The organism is Paracoccus litorisediminis (genome assembly GCF_009711205.1).
Taxonomy (GTDB): Bacteria; Pseudomonadota; Alphaproteobacteria; order Rhodobacterales; family Rhodobacteraceae; genus Paracoccus; species Paracoccus litorisediminis.
Genome location: NZ_WMIG01000001.1, coordinates 711778 through 729638 on the forward strand (window position 1 = coordinate 711778; position 17861 = coordinate 729638).

13 protein-coding genes and 1 tRNA gene are annotated in these 17861 nt (G+C 63.5%); 5 read left to right on the forward strand and 9 right to left on the reverse strand.

From position 1 onward, the window contains the following. Window positions 1-68: 68 nt before the first annotated feature. The 4 genes from GL300_RS03635 to metH form a co-directional block, all read right to left on the reverse strand. The gene (locus GL300_RS03635; RefSeq protein WP_155038185.1) at window positions 69-1148 is read right to left on the reverse strand and encodes an ABC transporter substrate-binding protein; all 1080 of its coding nucleotides are present in this window, start codon (window positions 1146-1148) and stop codon (window positions 69-71) included. A gap of 41 nt (window positions 1149-1189) precedes the next feature. Then, on the reverse strand, window positions 1190-2293 hold the full coding sequence (locus GL300_RS03640; protein ID WP_155038186.1) for an ABC transporter ATP-binding protein: 1104 nt from the start codon (window positions 2291-2293) through the stop codon (window positions 1190-1192). A 380-nt stretch (window positions 2294-2673) separates the two neighbouring features. Continuing rightward, window positions 2674-2760 (reverse strand) — tRNA-Leu (locus GL300_RS03645). Between the two features lie 76 nt (window positions 2761-2836). After that, window positions 2837-6589: a methionine synthase gene (gene metH, locus GL300_RS03650; protein ID WP_155038187.1), complete on the reverse strand. Its 3753-nt coding sequence runs from the start codon at window positions 6587-6589 to the stop codon at window positions 2837-2839. A 72-nt stretch (window positions 6590-6661) separates the two neighbouring features. On the opposite strand from metH, the gene lipB reads away from it, so the two are divergent. From lipB to GL300_RS03670, 4 genes are all read left to right on the forward strand, one after another. Next, a complete protein-coding gene (gene lipB, locus GL300_RS03655) occupies window positions 6662-7390 on the forward strand; it encodes a lipoyl(octanoyl) transferase LipB (RefSeq protein WP_394206457.1) in 729 nt (242 codons plus the stop codon). Between the two features lie 143 nt (window positions 7391-7533). Next, on the forward strand, window positions 7534-8007 hold the full coding sequence (locus tag GL300_RS03660) for a c-type cytochrome (RefSeq protein WP_155038189.1): 474 nt from the start codon (window positions 7534-7536) through the stop codon (window positions 8005-8007). Between the two features lie 173 nt (window positions 8008-8180). Next, window positions 8181-9857: a cytochrome c oxidase subunit I gene (gene ctaD, locus GL300_RS03665; RefSeq protein WP_155038190.1), complete on the forward strand. Its 1677-nt coding sequence runs from the start codon at window positions 8181-8183 to the stop codon at window positions 9855-9857. Between the two features lie 7 nt (window positions 9858-9864). Further along, on the forward strand, window positions 9865-10362 hold the full coding sequence (locus GL300_RS03670) for a DUF2244 domain-containing protein (protein WP_155038191.1): 498 nt from the start codon (window positions 9865-9867) through the stop codon (window positions 10360-10362). Here the strand turns inward: GL300_RS03670 and GL300_RS03675 are convergent. The 3 genes from GL300_RS03675 to GL300_RS03685 form a co-directional block, all read right to left on the reverse strand. Next, window positions 10342-10785 (reverse strand): PACE efflux transporter, encoded by a 444-nt coding sequence (locus GL300_RS03675; protein ID WP_155038192.1) that lies wholly within the window; start codon window positions 10783-10785, stop codon window positions 10342-10344. The genes GL300_RS03670 and GL300_RS03675 overlap by 21 nt on opposite strands. 177 nt (window positions 10786-10962) lie before the next feature. Further along, window positions 10963-13452, reverse strand: coding sequence for a GcvT family protein (locus GL300_RS03680; RefSeq protein WP_155038193.1), 2490 nt, complete (start codon window positions 13450-13452; stop codon window positions 10963-10965). A gap of 147 nt (window positions 13453-13599) precedes the next feature. Then, entirely contained in the window at window positions 13600-14601 is a 1002-nt protein-coding gene (locus tag GL300_RS03685; protein WP_155038194.1) for a 2-hydroxyacid dehydrogenase, read from the reverse strand. A 111-nt stretch (window positions 14602-14712) separates the two neighbouring features. On the opposite strand from GL300_RS03685, the gene GL300_RS03690 reads away from it, so the two are divergent. Further along, window positions 14713-15315, forward strand: coding sequence for an SH3 domain-containing protein (locus GL300_RS03690; protein WP_155038195.1), 603 nt, complete (start codon window positions 14713-14715; stop codon window positions 15313-15315). Window positions 15316-15367: 52 nt separating this feature from the next. On the opposite strand, the gene GL300_RS03695 is transcribed toward GL300_RS03690, so the two are convergent. Both GL300_RS03695 and GL300_RS03700 read right to left on the reverse strand, forming a co-directional pair. After that, window positions 15368-15805, reverse strand: a complete 438-nt coding sequence (locus tag GL300_RS03695; protein WP_155038196.1) for a hypothetical protein — start codon at window positions 15803-15805, stop codon at window positions 15368-15370. 18 nt (window positions 15806-15823) lie between these two features. Beyond that, window positions 15824-17860, reverse strand: a complete 2037-nt coding sequence (locus GL300_RS03700; RefSeq protein WP_155038197.1) for a M3 family metallopeptidase — start codon at window positions 17858-17860, stop codon at window positions 15824-15826. Between the last annotated feature and the right edge of the window lies 1 nt (window position 17861).

A 17861-nucleotide genomic window follows, 5' to 3' on the forward strand; every position in this document is an offset into this window, starting at 1 on the left:
GGCCGTGATTTTTGACACCCGGCGGGTGCAGAAAAGGCCGCGGCGAACCTGCCGCCGCGGCCAAAAAATCAGCTGGCGAGCCAGGCGTTGAAACGCTCGTTCAGCTCGGCATCGTGATCGACCCAGAAGTCGAGGTTGGAACCCAGCGCCGCCTTCATGTTGTCGGCGGTGGTCGGCAGGTTCGGACCCATCGGAACGTCGGTACCGTTGATATTGCCGACCAGCGCGGCAGCCGATTTGCGCGGCGGGCCATAGCTGATGAACTCGGCGGCGCGAGCCTGCGGCTCGGGCGAGGTCGAGAAGGCGACGAATTCCTTGGCGGCTTCAAGGTTCGGCGCGCCTTTCGGGATCACCCAGCCTTCCATCTCATAGATCTGGCCGTCCCAGACGATCTTGAAGGGCTTGCCCTCGCCCTGCGCGGCGTTGAAAATCCGGCCGTTGAAGGCATAGGCCATGCTGACCTCGCCATCGGCCAGAAGCTGCGGCGGCTGCGCGCCGGCTTCCCACCAGATCACGTCCTTCTTGATGCTGTCGAGCTTCTTGAAGGCGCGGTCGACGCCCTCGGGCGTGCCCAGAACCTGATAGACCTCGGCGGCGGGGACGCCATCGGCCATCAGCGCGAATTCCAGATTGAACTTGGCACCCTTGCGCATGGTGCGCTTGCCGGGGAACTTGGCTGTGTCGAAGAAATCGGCGGCACCGCTGGGCTTGGCATCCGCGAATTTGCTGTCGTCATAGGCCAGGATCATCGAATAGACATCGGTGCCGACGAAGCAATCCGTCACCGCGCCCTCGATGAAATCGGCCGAGGCGCCGGTGCCATCAGCGGCCGGGACCAGGATCGAGGCGTCGATCGGCTCAAGCAGGCCCTCGTCGCACAGGCGCACGGCATCGGCATATTCAACCGAGGCCACGTCGGTGGAGACGTTGCCCGCCTCGACCTGCGCCTTGATCGGGGTGGCCGGGTTGTCGGCATCGGCGACCTTGACCTTGATGCCGGTCTTGGCCTCGAAGGGCTTGGCATAGGCCTCGACATGGCTGTTGCCATAGGCGCCGCCCCAGCTCAGCAGGTTCACTTCCTTGTCCTGAGCATAGGCACCCGAGGCAATCGCCACCAGCGCCGAGGTCAGGATGAGCGTCCGTTTCATGTAGTGCTCCCTCACATTGGATAGAAAATTCTTGTTGAAAATCAGACCGGGTCCAGCGCGCGGGCATCTTCGGGATGCCAGCCGATGCGGATCGTCTCACCGGGGGAGAGCTTCACCTGCCCCAGCGTGTTGCGGTATTTCATGACAAAATTGTCGTGACCCGCCACCTTCAGCCGCGCCCGCAGGATGTCGCCCATATAGACCACGTCCTTGACCTCGGCCTCCAGCGTATGGGCGCCGGCGGGCATCAGGCTGGGCTTGAACTCGATCCGCTCGGGCCGGATCGAGACGGTGGTGGGCTTGCCGATTTCGCAGATATTCCCCGGAGTCGCGTCGATCAGATCGCCATTGCCCAGCCGCACCAGCGCCTTGCCGCCTTCGAGCTGCTCGATATTGCCCTGCAGCGCGTTGTTTTCACCGATGAAGCCCGCGACGAAGCTGTTCTCGGGCTTCTCATACAGCACCGGAGGCGGGGCCAGCTGCTGGATGCGGCCATCGTTGAAGACAGCGATGCGGTCCGACATGGTCAGCGCCTCGCCCTGGTCATGGGTCACATAGACGACCGTGATGCCCAGCCGGTCATGCAGCGCCTTGATCTCATACTGCATGTGTTCGCGCAGCTGCTTGTCCAGCGCGCCAAGCGGTTCGTCCATCAGCACCAGTTCCGGGTCAAAGACCAGCGCCCGGGCCAGCGCGATCCGCTGCTGCTGGCCACCCGAGAGCTGGGCCGGACGGCGGGCGGCAAATTTCGACATCTGCACCATGTCCAGCGCGCGGGCGACGCGGGTATTGCGCTCGGACGAGTTCATGCCGCGCACTTCCAGCGGGAAGGACAGGTTCTCGCCCACGGTCATGTGCGGGAACAGCGCATAGCTTTGGAACACCATGCCAATGCCGCGCTTATGCGGCGGCACGTCGTTGATGTTGCGCCCGTTCAGGCGGATTTCGCCATGAGTCGCGGTCTCGAAGCCTGCCAGCATCATCAGGCAGGTGGTCTTGCCCGATCCCGAAGGCCCCAGCATCGTCAGGAACTCGCCCTTGCCGATGCTGAGGTTCAGATCCTTCACGACAAGGGTCTGACCGTCATAGCTTTTCTGCACATGATCGAAGACGACGAATGCGTCGTTACCGGCTGCGACTGCCAAATGCGGGACTCCCTGTTTCTCGTGGTTCTTGTTTTCCGCAATTCAAGCCTAAGCGGGGGCGATGCGGTATGGCAACTGGCATGTGCAGATGTTGTGCAGCGGCCCAAGCCTGCCCCAAAATCGGGCAGAGGCCCCTGCCCGGCTGCGCATCTTACGCCACTGCGGGAATGCGCTTTGGCATCCAAGCCGTTCATGTGGCTGGGGTTTTGGGCAGGTCCGCAATCGGGGATTCGGGCAGGTCCACGCCCAAGCAATCGCCAGCACCCGGATGCCGTCACAGCACTGGCGCAAACGTGCCATTTCTTTGTCGCAGCCTTGTCATGATCGCGAAAAAGACGAAAGCCGCGCAGCCATTCAAGGCTGCACGGCTTTCATTGCTTTGGTGCGGTCGAGAAGACTCGAACTTCCACTCCGGTTAAGGAACAGCGACCTCAACGCTGCGCGTCTACCAATTCCGCCACGACCGCATCTTCGTAGCAAGCGCCTCTTAGACGGTTGCGCGGCGGATGAAAAGGGGTCTTTTGCAGCCGCCGCGAAGTTCTTTCATTCCGCCGCCACGGCAGCTTGCGGAATGTAGTTGAGGATCGGGGCCAGCCAGCGTTCGGCCTCGGAAACGATCATGCCCTTCCTCGCGGCATAGTCCAGCACCTGATCGTGCTCGACCTTGGCCACGCCGAAGTAATAGGCGTCGGGATGGCCCAGATAGAGGCCGGAAACCGAGGAACCGGGCCACATCGCCATCGATTCGGTTAGCTCGACCCCAGTGGCCGCCGTGGCGTCCAGCAACCGGAACAGGGTCAGCTTTTCCGTATGGTCGGGCTGGGCCGGATAGCCGGGCGCGGGACGGATGCCGGGATAGGGTTCGCCGATCAGCTCCTCGGGGGCGAAATCCTCAGTCGAGTAGCCCCAGTATTGCTTGCGGACGCGCTCATGCATCATCTCGGCCAGGGCCTCGGCGAAGCGGTCGGCCAGTGCCTGCACCAGAATGGCCGAGAAATCGTCATGCGCGGCCTTGTAGCGGTTGGCGATGGCCTGCTCCTCGCCCCCCGCCGTCACCACGAAGCCGCCGACATAGTCACGGACACCTTCGGGGGCGACGAAATCGGCCATGGCCACGTTCGGGCGGCCGTCACGCTTGGCGATCTGCTGGCGCAGGGTGTGCAGCGTCGCCAGCTCCTGTTCGCGGTCGTCCGCAGTGAACAGGCGGATATCGTCACCCAGCCGGTTCGCTGGCCAGAAGCCGATGACGGCGCGGGGCTGGAACCATTTCTCGTCTATGATCCGCTTCAGCATGGCCTGCGCGTCAGCGAACAGTTGCCGCGCGACCTCACCCTGTTTCTCGTCCTGAAGGATGCGGGGATAGACGCCCTTCAGCTCCCATGTCTGGAAGAAAGGGGTCCAGTCGATATAGCGCGCGATCTCGGCCAGATCGAAGTCGTCGATCACCTTTGACCCAAGGAATTCCGGGGTCTTGGCCTCATAGCCGGTCCAGTCGATCTTGACGGCATTGTCGCGGGCCGAGGCCAGCGGCAGGCGCTTCTTCTCGGCCTCGGCGCGAGCATGCTTGTTCGCCACATCGGCATATTCGGTGCGGATGGTGTCGACATAGGCGGTCTTCTGGCCCGAAAGCAGGCTGCCCACCACGCCCACGGCGCGGCTGGCGTCAGTCACATAGACCGTCTGCCCCTTGGCATAGCGGGGGTGGATTTTCACGGCGGTATGCACGCGAGAGGTGGTCGCGCCGCCGATCAGCAGCGGAATGTCGAAGCCTTCGCGCTCCATCTCGGCGGCGACATGCACCATCTCATCCAGGGACGGCGTGATCAGGCCCGAAAGGCCGATGATGTCGACATTCTCGGCCTTGGCGATCTCAAGGATCTTCGCTGCCGGAACCATGACGCCAAGGTCGATGATTTCGTAATTGTTGCAGGCCAGAACGACGCCGACGATGTTCTTGCCGATGTCATGGACATCGCCCTTGACCGTCGCCATCAGCACCTTGCCAGCGCTGGTCGAGCCGCCCTTCTCGGCCTTTTCGGCCTCCATATAGGGCAGCAGATGGGCCACGGCCTGTTTCATCACGCGGGCAGATTTCACCACCTGCGGCAGGAACATCTTGCCCGCGCCGAACAGGTCACCGACGACGTTCATCCCGTCCATCAGCGGGCCTTCGATGACATGCAGCGGACGCTCGACCGACAGGCGGGCTTCCTCGGTGTCTTCGTCGATGTATTCGGTGATGCCATTGACCAGCGCATGCGCCAGACGCTGCGCCACCGGCCATTCGCGCCAGGTGAGGTCCTTTTCACGGGCCTTGGCACCGCCCTCGCCGCGGAAGCGCTCGGCAATGTCCAGCATGTTTTCCGTGGCCGTGCGGCCATTGGCGGGCGTGCGGTTCAAGACCACATCCTCGCAGGCCTCGCGCAGGTCGGCCGCGATCTGGTCATAGACGGCCAGCTGCCCGGCATTGACGATGCCCATGTCCATGCCCGCCTGAATGGCGTGATACAGGAACACGGCATGCATCGCCTCGCGCACGGGTTCATTGCCGCGGAAGCTGAAGGACAGGTTCGAGACCCCACCCGAGATATGGGCATGGGGCAGCGATTGCGTGATCCGCCGGGTCGCGCCGATGAAGTCCATGCCGTAATTGTCATGTTCCTCGATCCCGGTCGCGACGGCGAAGATGTTCGGGTCAAAGATGATGTCCTCGGGCGGGAAGCCGACCTTGTTGACCAGCAGGTCATAGGCGCGGGCGCAGATTTCCACCTTGCGGTTTTCCGTGTCGGCCTGCCCGGTTTCGTCAAAGGCCATGACCACGACGGCGGCACCGTAGCGGCGGCACAGATCCGCCTGCTTCAGGAACTGCTCCTCGCCTTCCTTCAGGCTGATCGAGTTCACCACCGGCTTGCCTTGCACGCATTTCAGCCCGGCCTCGATCACCTCCCATTTCGAGCTGTCGATCATCACCGGCACGCGGGCAATGTCGGGCTCGGCGGCGATCAGGTTCAGGTAATCGACCATCGCCTGCTTCGAATCGATCAGCCCCTCATCCATGTTGATGTCGATGATCTGGGCGCCGTTCTCGACCTGATCGCGGGCGACATCCAAAGCGGGGGCAAAATCGCCATTGGTGATCAACTTGCGGAAACGGGCCGAGCCGGTGACGTTGGTGCGCTCACCCACGTTCACGAAGGGGATCTCGTCGGTCTTGACGAAGGGTTCCAGCCCCGACAGGCGCAGGCGCGGCTCGATTTCCGGCAGCGCGCGCGGCGGGATATCGGCCACGGCGCGGGCAATCGCCGCGATATGTTCCGGAGTCGAGCCGCAGCAGCCGCCGACGATATTGACCAGCCCCTCGCGCGCGAAATCGGCGACTTGGGCGGCCATATCCTCAGGCGACTCGTCATATTGGCCCATTTCGTTGGGCAGGCCCGCATTGGGATAGGCACAGATCAGCGTATCCGCGACGACCGAAAGTTCGGCAAGGTGCGGGCGCATCGCCTCGGCACCCAAAGCGCAGTTCAGGCCAATGGTGATCGGCGTCGCGTGGCGCAGCGAATACCAGAAGGCGGTCGGCGTCTGGCCCGACAGCGTGCGCCCCGACAGGTCGGTGATCGTGCCGGAAATCATCACCGGCAGGCGCAGGCCCTTTTCCTCGAAGACTTCTTCGCAGGCAAAGATCGCGGCCTTGGCGTTCAGCGTGTCAAAGATCGTCTCGATCAGGATGATATCGGCACCGCCGTCGATCAGACCGTGGATCTGCTCGGCATAGGCGATGCGCAGTTGATCGAAGGTCACCGCGCGGTAGCCCGGATTGTTCACATCCGGGCTGATCGAGGCCGTGCGGTTGGTCGGCCCCAACGCGCCCGCAACCCAGCGCGGGCGGCCATCCTCGGCCGTGGCGCGGTCCAGCGCCTGACGCACCAGACGCGCGCCGTGGAAGTTCAGGTCATAGACCGCGTGCTCCATGCCGTAATCAGCCTGCGCGATGGTGGTCGAGGAAAACGTGTTCGTTTCCACGATATCCGCGCCGGCCTTGGCATAGCGGTAATGGATCGCCTCGATCGCCTCGGGCTGGGTCAGGATCAGCAGGTCGTTGTTGCCCTGCTGGGGATGCTCGCCAAGCGCGGGCGGGTGACAGCCGCAGGCGCAGGCCCCGCCATGGCCAAGGAAGTCGCCCTCGCCAAAGCCAAGCTGCTGGATCTGCGTCCCCATCGCCCCGTCCAAAATCAGGATGCGGTCGCGGGCAGCCGCGCGCAGGGCTTCGAAGACAGGCGAAAGAGGCAGGGTCATGGCGGATTCCGGGCTAGGTGAACCGTCTATATAGACGTTCAGGGGCATTTAGTGAAATTCAACATCCGCACAATGATGATGAGCAGGATTCATCATAGCGCCGCCCCTCTTGCAGCGGGCGCGCTTTGCCGCCAAATGACGGCCATGACCGAATGGATCACCGCCCCCGGACTGACCGATTACGACGACGCCGTCGCCTTCATGGAGGCGCGCGCCGCCGCCATTCACGCGGGCGAGGCTGATGAGCTGATCTGGCTGGTCGAGCATCCGCCGCTTTACACCGCTGGCACCAGCGCGAAAGCTGACGACCTGCTGGACGCGCGCTTTCCGGTCCACGCGGCCGGGCGCGGCGGGCAATATACCTATCACGGGCCGGGCCAGCGCATCGTCTATGTCATGCTGGACCTGAACCGCCGCGGGCGCGACATCCGCGCCTTTGTCGCCGCGCTGGAGAACTGGGTGATCCAGTCGCTGGCCGAATTCAACCTGAAGGGCGAAATCCGCGACGGCCGCGTCGGCGTCTGGATCGCGCGCCCCGACAAGGCCGCCCTGCCCGACGGCACGATGCGCGAAGACAAGATCGCGGCCATTGGCGTCAAGCTGCGCAAATGGGTCAGCTTCCACGGCATTTCCATCAACGTGGAGCCCGACCTCACGCATTACGCGGGCATCGTGCCCTGCGGAATCTCGGGTCATGGCGTGACCAGCCTTGTCGATCTGGGCCACCCTGTCGGGCTGGACGATCTGGACGTGGCCTTGATGCGAACCTTTCCGCAGAATTTCCCGCCGATCCAAGGCTGATTTTATCCCGCACCAACAAGCAGCTTTACGCTTCTTGCGACTTTTTGACGGTATCCTGACGCCCTCGCCCATGATAGCCAATTCGCATCAGGGGGAGGGAGAGGTCCCATCCGCTTTCAGGACAACGACCCAGAGGAAATGCCATGAAGACGACCATTTTCGCCACGCTCGCCGCCGTCGCACTTGCTGCCCCGGCCATGGCTCAGGACGCCGCGAATGGCGAAAAAGAGTTCAAGAAGTGCAAGGCCTGCCACATGATCCAGTCGCCCGACGGCACGGATGTGGTCAAGGGCGGCAAGACCGGCCCGAACCTGTTCGGCGTCGTCGGTCGCAAGGCCGGGACCCAGGAAGGCTTCAAGTATTCCGACGCGCTGGTGAAACTGGGCGAGGCCGGCGAGGTCTGGACCACCGATGATCTGGCCGCCTACATCACCGACCCGAACAAATATGTCGAAGAAAAGGTCGGGGATAAGACGCTCAAGACCAAGATGACCTTCAAGATGGCCAAGAATCAGGCCGACGTGGTTGCGTTCCTTGCCCAGCATTCGCCCGAGGCGGGTGCAGCCCCCGCGGCGGATGCAGCGGCGGCCCCGGCAGCGGCTCCGGCGACCAACTGACCTCGCGACCTGTCGCGGTCCTGCAACAGGGGCGTTCCCAGCGTGCCTCGTCACCCTTGGGAACGCTCTTGGCAGCAGCAGCCGCGATTGCCGGGTCAGATTTTTCATTCTAGAACTTGAGCCGAGTCCGTCGGCCCCGAACGGCCGGCCCGCGCATGTTTAGGGAGTTCAGCATGGCAGACGCAGCCGTTCACGGCCACGGAGACCATCATGACACCCGCGGCTTCTTCACCCGCTGGTTCATGTCAACAAATCACAAAGATATCGGTATCCTGTACCTGTTCACGGCCGGTCTCGTCGGCCTGATCTCGGTGTCGTTCACCGTCTACATGCGGATGGAACTGCAGCATCCCGGCGTGCAGTTCATGTGCCTTGAGGGCGCGCGCTTCATCGCCGACGCCTCGGCGGAATGCACCCCGAACGGCCATCTTTGGAACGTGATGATCACCTATCACGGCGTCCTGATGATGTTCTTCGTGGTGATTCCGGCGCTGTTCGGCGGTTTCGGCAACTATTTCATGCCGCTGCACCTGGGTGCGCCGGACATGGCCTTTCCGCGCCTGAACAACCTGTCCTACTGGATGTATGTCTGCGGCGTCTGCCTTGGCATCGCCTCGCTGCTTGCTCCGGGGGGAAGCGACCAGCCGGGTTCGGGCGTGGGCTGGGTGCTGTATCCGCCGCTGTCGACGACCGAGGCCGGTTACTCGATGGACCTTGCGATCTTTGCCGTCCACGTTTCGGGGGCGTCGTCGATCCTTGGCGCGATCAACATCATCACCACCTTCCTGAACATGCGCGCGCCGGGCATGACCCTGTTCAAGGTGCCGCTGTTTGCGTGGTCGGTCTTCATCACCGCCTGGCTGATCCTGCTGTCGCTGCCGGTTCTGGCGGGCGCCATCACCATGCTGCTGATGGATCGCAACTTCGGCACGCATTTCTTTGATCCCGCCGGCGGCGGCGACCCGATCCTGTATCAGCACATCCTGTGGTTCTTTGGCCACCCGGAAGTCTACATCATCGTCCTGCCGGGCTTTGGCATCATCAGCCACGTCATCTCGACCTTCGCCAAGAAGCCGATCTTCGGCTATCTGCCGATGGTTCTGGCCATGGCCGCGATCGGTATCCTGGGCTTCGTCGTCTGGGCCCACCACATGTATACCGTCGGCATGTCGCTGACCCAGCAAAGCTATTTCATGCTGGCCACCATGACCATCGCCGTGCCTACCGGCATCAAGGTCTTTTCGTGGATCGCGACGATGTGGGGCGGCTCGATCGAGTTCAAGACGCCGATGCTTTGGGCCTTTGGCTTCCTGTTCCTGTTCACCGTGGGCGGCGTCACCGGCGTCGTGCTGAGCCAAGCCCCGCTGGACCGGGTCTATCACGACACCTATTACGTCGTGGCCCACTTCCACTACGTGATGTCGCTGGGCGCGGTCTTTGCGATCTTTGCCGGGGTCTATTACTGGATCGGCAAGATGTCGGGCCGGCAATATCCGGAATGGGCGGGTAAGCTGCATTTCTGGATGATGTTCCTTGGCTCGAACATGATCTTCTTCCCGCAGCATTTCCTGGGCCGTCAGGGCATGCCGCGCCGCTACATCGACTATCCGGTCGAGTTTGCCTATTGGAACAACATCTCGTCGATCGGGGCCTATATCTCGTTCGCCTCGTTCCTGTTTTTCATCGGCATCGTTTTCTACACCCTGTTCCGGGGTCAGCGCGTGAACGTCCCGAACTACTGGAACGAGCATGCCGATACGCTGGAATGGACCCTGCCCTCGCCGCCGCCCGAACACACGTTCGAGACGCTGCCGAAGCAGGAAGACTGGGATCGCAGCCACGCGCATTGATCCCGCGATGCCTTACCAATGGCAAAACATGGCCCCGGAGCGATCCGGGGCCATTTTTCGTCTGGAGGTCTGGCCCTATCGGTCCCTGCCCCGACGGGGTTTCGTCTGGGTGATCGCGCTGACCGCCGCCGGGCTGGCGCTGCCGCTGCTGGCCCTGCTGGGAACGCCGGAACTATGGGGGTTGCTGCCCTTTGCCGGTCTGGCGGTCTGGGGGCTGTGGCATGCCATAAGCCGCAGCTATCGCGACGCGGGCATGCGAGAGGTCATGTTGCTTGATCGGGGCAATCTGACCCTGACGCGTTCCGACCCCGGCAGGCCGGATCGGGTCTGGCAGACCAATCCCTATTGGGTCCGCGTGGCTTTACGCCATAACGGCCCGGTCGAGGACTACCTTGTCCTGACCGACGGCAAGCGCGAGATCGAATTGGGGGCGTTCCTGTCACCCGAGGAACGCCAAAGCCTGCATGCCGAGCTGGAAAGGCGCCTAGAGACGCTGCGAGGATGAGGCCGTCTGCCATTCCGGCAGCGGAAAGATCCGGTCATAGGCCCAGTTAAACACGAAGGCATAGACCATGTAGAAGACCGCGAACGAGATATCCATCACCAGCGCCTGCCAGAACGTGACGCCCAGATACCACATGACAAAGGGCAGCAGCATCAGCAGCAGACCCGCCTCGAACAGGACCGCGTGAAAGATGCGGACCACGCCGCTTTTCAGCGTCGTTCCGGTGAAACGCTGCAAGATCACGTCGAAGACGTAGTTATAGATGAAATTCCACGTCGTCGCGATGGTGGCACCGACCAGCGCGACCACGCCCATCTCATGCACCGGCATGTGAAAAAGCAACGCGCCCAGCGGCGTGGCGATAAGCAGGCCAAGAATTTCAAAGCTGAGTGCGTGACGAATGCGATCGCCGACCTTGCGCATCATGACCTCCGGAAATCTCGGGTCGTCCCGAACAAAAACAGCCCGGTGAACGGGGGAGGTCGTCCTCGCTTGCGTTGGACCTATACCGCGTCTTTCAACGGGTCAACCAAGCCCCGGCGCATAGCCGACCCGCATGTGGCGCAAAAGGCCCGCTTGCGGGCGGGCCTTTGCATCAGGTCAGCCGTCGATGCGGATCACCTTGTTTTCCGGGTCATAGGGACTGTCCTCGGTCACCACCGCGTCCCATAGCTGAAGCTGCATCCGCACCTTCAGCTTCGTCCCCGGCTGGGCCAGATCGGGGCGGACATAGCCCATGCCGATCTGCTTGCCGAAAGCCGCCGAATACCCGCCCGAGGTCAGCCGCCCGACGCGGGTGCCGTCCAGGAACAGCCCCTCGCGGCCCCAGGGATCGGCGTCGTCCGGCCCGTCGATCAGCAGGGTCACGCATTTGCTGCGAATGCCCTTGTCCAGCATCGCCTGCTTGCCACGGAAGTCCTTGTCCAGATCGACGAAGCGGTCCAGCCCGGCTTCAAGCGGCGTGGCGTCTCGGCCCAGTTCGGTGCCAAAGGCGCGATAGGATTTCTCTTGTCGCAGCCAGTTCTGCGCCCGCGCGCCGACCAGCTTCAGCCCGTGTTTCTCACCAGCCTTCAGCAACAGGTCCCACAGGTAGCGGCCAAACTCGATCGGGTAATGCAGCTCCCAACCCAGCTCGCCGGTATAGGCGACACGAATGGCGCGGACCGGGCACATGCCCAGTTCGATATTGCGCATCGTCAGCCACGGGAAGCGCTTGTTGCCAAGGACGGTCGCCGGATCGGCGTCGCGAACAATCTCCTGCAGGATCTTGCGGCTGTTCGGCCCGGCAATGGCATAGACGCCCCATTGCGTGGTGATGTCCTGCACGATCACCTGCCCGAATGCGACGCGCTTCTCCTCGGCCAGCTTTCGCAGGTTGTCCGAGTCGTAATCCGTCCATGCCCCCGCCGAGATCAGATAGTAGTCATCCTCGGCCAGCCGGACGATGGTGTATTCGGTGCGCGTGGTGCCGGTCTCGGTCAGGGCATAGGTCAGGTTGATGCGCCCGACCTTGGGCAGCTTGTTGGTGGTGAACCAGTCAAGGAAAGCCGTCGCGCCGGGACCGGTCACGCGATGCTTGGCAAAGGCGCTGGCATCGATCAGGCCGGCGGTCTGGCGGATCGCCTCGGCCTCGGCTTTCGCAAATTGCCACCAGCCACCGCGACGGAAGCTGCGCGCGGCATGGTCGTCGAAACCGGCGGGGGCGTAATAGTTCGGGCGCTCCCAGCCATTCACCTGCCCCATCTGCGCGCCTGCCGCGATCTGGCGATCATAGGCAGGGGCGGTGCGCAGCGGGCGGCAGGCTTCGCGTTCCTCATCGGGATGGTGCAGGACGAAGACATGCTCATAGCATTCCTCGTTCTTTTTCGCGGCATATTCGGTGGTCGTCCAACCGCCAAAGCGGCGCGGGTCAAGGGCGGCCATGTCGATCTCGGCCTCGCCCGCCGTCATCATCTGGGCAAGGTAATGGCCGACACCGCCAGCGGCGGTGATGCCAAAGCTGAAGCCCTCGGCCAGCCACATGTTGCGCAGGCCGGGTGCCGGACCGACCAGCGGGTTGCCGTCCGGCGTGTAGCAGATCGGGCCGTTGAAATCGTCCTTCAGACCCACCGTCTCCGAGGTCGGAATCCGGTGGATCATCGACATGTATTCTTCCTCGATCCGCTCCAGATCCAGCGGGAACAGATCGGCGCGGAAGCTTTCGGGCACGTCATACAGGAAGCGCGCCGGGGCGTTGCGTTCATAGGGGCCAAGGATCCAGCCGCCGCGCTCCTCGCGCACATACCATTTTGCATCGGCATCGCGCAGGACCGGATGTTCCGGATTGCCTGCCGCGCGCCATGCGGCCAGCGCCGGGTCGGGCTCGGTCACGATATACTGGTGTTCCACGGGAATCGCCGGGATCTTGATGCCCAGCAGTCGCGCCGTGCGCTGCGCGTGGTTGCCGGTCGCGGTCACGACATGTTCGGCATGGATTTCGAACACCTCGCCCGAGGGGATCAGGTTGCCGCCTTTTTCCACCATGCGCTCGCAGGTGACGATCCATTCGTCACCGGTCCACAGATAGCCGTTGACCTGAATCCGCCGCTCGATCCGCGCGCCAGCCATGCGCGCGCCCTTGGCCATCGCCTGCGTCACGTCGGCAGGGTTGATATAGCCGTCGGTCGGGTGGAACAGCGCGCCTTTCAGATCCTCGGTGCGGACCAGCGGCCAGCGCTCCTTGATCTGCGCGGGTGTCAGAAATTCATGCTCGACCCCGATGGTCTCGGCGGTGGCAGAATACAGTTGGTATTCGTCCATCCGCGCGTCGGTCTGGGCCATGCGCAGGTTGCCGCAGCGGGTAAAACCGGCATTCAGCCCGGTCTCGGCCTCAAGCCCGGCATAAAGCTTGACCGAGTAGTCGTGGATATGGCCGGTCGCATAGCCCATGTTGAACAAGGGCAGCAGCCCCGCCGCATGCCATGTCGAGCCCGCGGTCAGTTCATCGCGCTCAACCAGCATGGTGTCCCAGCCAGCGCGCGCCAGATGCAACGCGATCCCGCAGCCGACCGCGCCGCCTCCGACCACCAGAGCCTTCACATGGGTATTCATGGCCAGCATTCCTTTCGCGCGCGAGCTTCCCTGACCGAGTTGTGACAGAGCGCGCGGCCTGACCGGCATGACGCCCGCGACATTCTGTCGCCGAAAAACGACATGACGCAAATCAGCGACGGAACGGACGCAAACGCCGCGCGCGCCCTAGACCATATTGGGCAGGACCAGATCCGGTGGCCGGTGGCCGTCGATGAAAGCCTTGATATTGATGATGACCTTTTCGCCCATCTCGATACGCCCCTCGACCGTGGCCGAGCCCATATGCGGCAGCAGCACGACATTGGGCAGCGCCCGCAGGCGCGGGTTGATGTCATGGCCGTGTTCGAACACATCAAGGCCTGCACCCGCGATTTCGCCGGCGCGCAGCATCCGGGTCAGGGCGTTTTCGTCGATCACCTCGCCGCGCGAGGTGTTCACCACCACCGCCGTCGGTTTCATCAGCTTCAGACGGCGGGCATTCAGCAAATGAAAGGTCGCCGGCGTATGGGGCGCATTCACGCTGACGATATCCACGCGCGCCAGCATCTGGTCGAGACTTTCCCACCATGTCGCTTCCAGCGCGGATTCGACCTCGGGGCGCAGGCGGTGGCGGTTGTGGTAATGCACACCCATGCCAAAAGCCCGCGCGCGGCGGGCCACCGCCTGACCGATCCGGCCCATGCCAAGGATGCCCAGCTGCCTGCCGCCGATGCGCCCGCCCAGATGGTTGGTCGGCGACCAGCCCTGCCAGCTGCCCTCCTGCATCTCGGCCATGCCCTCGGGCAGACGGCGGGTCACGGCCAGGATCAGCGCCATGGTCATGTCGGCGGTGTCCTCGGTCACCACACCCGGCGTGTTCGAGACCGAGATCCCGCGCGCACAGGCCGCCCTCACGTCAAGGTGATCGACGCCCGCGCCGTAATTCGCGATCAGTTTCAGCCGGTCGCCGACATCCGCCAGCATCTCGGCGTCGATGCGATCGGTGACGCAGGGCACGAAAATATCGCAATCCTGCATGGCGGCCAGCAGTTCCTCGCGGGAAAGCTTGCGATCCTCGTCGCTCAGGACGACATGGAACAGTTCGGCCATCCGCGTTTCGACCAGTTCGGGCAGACGGCGGGTCACGAAGACCTTCAGCCGCGCATCGGCCGGGCCTGTGGCTGGCATGGCTCTTCTCTCCCCCTCGTGGCCCTTGCTGTCTTCCCAAGCCGGGCCTCATTTGGCAAAGTGCCTGCGTCGAGGGGCGGGCACAAGACCCCGGAAGAACAGGACGGGCAGATGAATCACAGAATGGTTCTGGCGGGCCTTGCGGCTCTGGCACTGGGTGTCGGATTGGCCACAGGGGTTCAGGCACAGGCCACCGATCCGGGCGAGAATCTGGATGCGCAGCAGATCCCCGAAGTCTCTGCCGATGCCGAGATCAGCCGCCATGCCGAAGGACAGCGCGACCCGCATCGAGGCTCTGTCACCAACCTGCCCCTGCCCCGCTATGTCAGCCTGAAAGGCGGAGAGGGCAATGCACGCCGCGGTCCCAGCCTGTCACATCGCATCGACTGGGTGTTCCGCCATGCCGGGATGCCGCTGCGGGTGGTCGCGGAATTCGGCCATTGGCGCCGGGTCGAGGATCAGGACGGCGCGGGCGGCTGGGTGCATTATTCGCTTCTGTCAGGGGTCCGGACGGCGATCGTGCGCAAGGACATGCTTGAACTGCTGGCCAAGCCCGACGAACGCGCCGATGTCGTCGCCCGTGCCGAAGCCGGGGCCATCGTGCGCCTGCACGAATGCAACCCCGAATGGTGCCGCGTTTCGGGCGGTGGGGAAAAGGGCTGGGTGCCCAAATCCACGATCTGGGGCGTCGACGCGGACGAAACCCGCGAGTGATACCGCGCCCGATGCGGGCCGCCCCATGGGCGACCCGTGCCGGACGACGATCCTACATGGACTGACCGATCAGCGAGCTGGAGCTGGCCGAGGCCTTCATGCACTGGAAGTAGGTCAGCGTGATCGAATCCTCGGTCATGCGCAGCGTGCCGTCGGGCAGCGTCTGCAGATCGACCACCCGGTTGCCGGCTGCAGGCGAGCCTTCGCAGGACAGGGTGACGCGGGTCTTGCCAATTTCCTGAGTCGAGCCGGTAGCGGTGCAGGTCGCAGCAGGGAACCTGAACTTGTTGCCGTCGATCACCAGGCTCTTGTCGCTGGTCACGTTATCGCATTGCGACTTCAACAGATTATAGGTGCCGTTCAGCGCGCTCGACTGTGCCACCGGACCAGGGGTCGGTTCGGGCTTGACGGGAGCGACCTGATCGCAGGCGGCAAGGCCCACCAAGGTTGCGGCAGCGGCGAAGGCAAAGAGCAGCGTGGTCCGTGTCATCTCGTTTCTCCCGTTGAATCATGAGGCAACCTCAATAAGGTCGCGTCCTTTCAACAAAGCGTGAACCCCCGGTTTTCGTTCCCTGAATTTCAACCAAAGTTCATCAGCGGGCAGAGAATCCCCCTTCGAAAGGATCCATTCCTCAAGTTTCCGGGCGGTTTCGGGGTCAAAGGCATCGCCTTTTTCCATGAAGGCCTCAAAGGCATCGGCATCCATGACCTCGGACCACATGTAGCTGTAATAGCCCGCCGAATAACCATCGCCCGAAAAGACATGCGCGAAATGCGGCGTCGCATGGCGCATCGGGATGGCGGCAGGCGCACCCAGTTCCTTCAGGATCTCGACCTGACGGGCCATCGGATCGGCCGGAGGCTGGCCGCGATGGAAATCCAGATCGACAAGCGCGCTGGCCAGATATTCGGTCGTGGCAAAGCCGGAATCGGCATTGCGGGCGGCAAGGATGCGGTCGCGCAGGGCGGCGGGCAGCGGCTCTCCGGTTTCGGCATGGCGGGCATGGCGGTCCAGCACCTCGGGCTGTTCCAGCCAATGCTCGAACAACTGACTGGGCAGTTCGACGAAATCCCGCGCCACGGACGTGCCCGAAATCGAGGGCCAGCCGACATCCGACAGGATGTGATGCAGCGCATGGCCGAATTCGTGGAACAGCGTATGCGCATCATCCCATGACAGATAGGCGGGCGCGCCGGGCTGCTCGGGCGGGGTGAAGTTGCAGACGTTGACGACAATGGGACGCTGCCCCTTGCCGATATGGTGCTGCTGCTGCAACGACGAACACCACGCCCCCGAGCGTTTGCTGGGCCGGGCAAAGAAATCGCCAAGGAACACCGCCATCTGGCGACCGTCACGGGTGATTTCCCATGCGCGGACATCGGGCGACCATAGCGGGGCCTGAAACTCGCGCATCTCCAGCCCGAACAGGCGGTTCGCGGTGTCGAACACCGCGCCGATCATCGCATCCAGCGTCAGGTAGGGCTTGACCGCGGCATCATCCAGATCATGCAGGGCCTTGCGGCGGCGTTCGGCATAGAAGCGCCAGTCCCAGGGCTCCAGCGCGCCGTTGACGCCGTCATCGTTCAGCATGGTCTCAAGCTGGCGCCCATCGGCCTCAGCGCGGGATTTGGCGGGGTCCCAGACCTGACGCAGCAGCGCCTCGACATTCTCGGCGCTGCCGGCCATTTCCGGCTCGAGCTTGTAGCTGGCGAAATCGGCGTAACCCAGCAGTTGGGCGCGTTCGTGGCGCAGTTGCAGGATCTCGGCGGCGATGGGGCGGTTGTCGGTCTTGGCACCGCCTGCCCCCGAACCGTCGCCCCGTGCGGTCCATGCCCGCCATGCCAGTTCGCGCAGGGCGCGGTCGCCCGCATGTTCAAGGAAGGGCACGATCAGCGAGCGGTTCAGCGTCACGATCTGGCCCGAAAGCCCGCGTTCCTTGGCGGCGGCCCGCATCGCGCGCAGCAGCCAGTCAGGCAGGCCCGCCAGCCGGTCATCGGCGATGGCCATGGTGAAGTCGCGCTCATCGGCCAGCACGTTCTGGGCGAAATCGGTGGACAGCACCGCAAGACGTTCACGGATCGCGGCCATGCGGTCGCGCGCCTCGCCGGTCAGACCGGCTCCCGAGCGGCGCAATCCGCGCAGGGTCAGTTCGGTCAGGCGGCGATCCTGCGGGGCAAGCGCGTCCTTCTCTTGCATCACGGCTTCGACCCGGTCGAACAGGCGTGGGTCCATGCTGATCTTGGAGCCATGCGCCGCCAGACGGGGCGCGATCTGGCGCTGCAGATCCTCGCGCGCCGGGTTCGAATCGACACCAGCCAGCGTGTAGAAAACCGCGCAAAGCCGGTTCAGCGGATCCTCGGCGGTTTCCAGCGCGGCGACGGTGTTCTGAAAGCTGGGCGGTTCGGGGTTGGCGGCGATCGCCTCGACTGCCTCACCGGCCAGTTGCAGGCAGGTGTCAAAGGCGGGGGCGAAATCCTGATCCGAGATCAGGTCGAAACGCGGCAGACCCAGCGTGCCGGTCCAGTTGGTCAGTTCGGGGTTCATG

Excerpts from the sequence above, each read along its gene's own strand:
- GL300_RS03685 (WP_155038194.1), bottom strand. The coding sequence starts at position 14,601 with ATGCCAGCCACAGGCCCGGCCGATGCGCGGCTGAAGGTCTTCGTGACC.
- GL300_RS03670 (WP_155038191.1), top strand. The coding sequence starts at position 9,865 with ATGCCTTACCAATGGCAAAACATGGCCCCGGAGCGATCCGGGGCCATT.
- GL300_RS03635 (WP_155038185.1), bottom strand. The coding sequence starts at position 1,148 with ATGAAACGGACGCTCATCCTGACCTCGGCGCTGGTGGCGATTGCCTCG.
- metH (WP_155038187.1), bottom strand. The coding sequence starts at position 6,589 with ATGACCCTGCCTCTTTCGCCTGTCTTCGAAGCCCTGCGCGCGGCTGCC.
- GL300_RS03660 (WP_155038189.1), top strand. The coding sequence starts at position 7,534 with ATGAAGACGACCATTTTCGCCACGCTCGCCGCCGTCGCACTTGCTGCC.
- GL300_RS03675 (WP_155038192.1), bottom strand. The coding sequence starts at position 10,785 with ATGCGCAAGGTCGGCGATCGCATTCGTCACGCACTCAGCTTTGAAATT.
- GL300_RS03695 (WP_155038196.1), bottom strand. The coding sequence starts at position 15,805 with ATGACACGGACCACGCTGCTCTTTGCCTTCGCCGCTGCCGCAACCTTG.
- GL300_RS03690 (WP_155038195.1), top strand. The coding sequence starts at position 14,713 with ATGAATCACAGAATGGTTCTGGCGGGCCTTGCGGCTCTGGCACTGGGT.
- GL300_RS03680 (WP_155038193.1), bottom strand. The coding sequence starts at position 13,452 with ATGAATACCCATGTGAAGGCTCTGGTGGTCGGAGGCGGCGCGGTCGGC.
- ctaD (WP_155038190.1), top strand. The coding sequence starts at position 8,181 with ATGGCAGACGCAGCCGTTCACGGCCACGGAGACCATCATGACACCCGC.
- GL300_RS03700 (WP_155038197.1), bottom strand. The coding sequence starts at position 17,860 with ATGAACCCCGAACTGACCAACTGGACCGGCACGCTGGGTCTGCCGCGT.
- lipB (WP_394206457.1), top strand. The coding sequence starts at position 6,662 with ATGATGATGAGCAGGATTCATCATAGCGCCGCCCCTCTTGCAGCGGGC.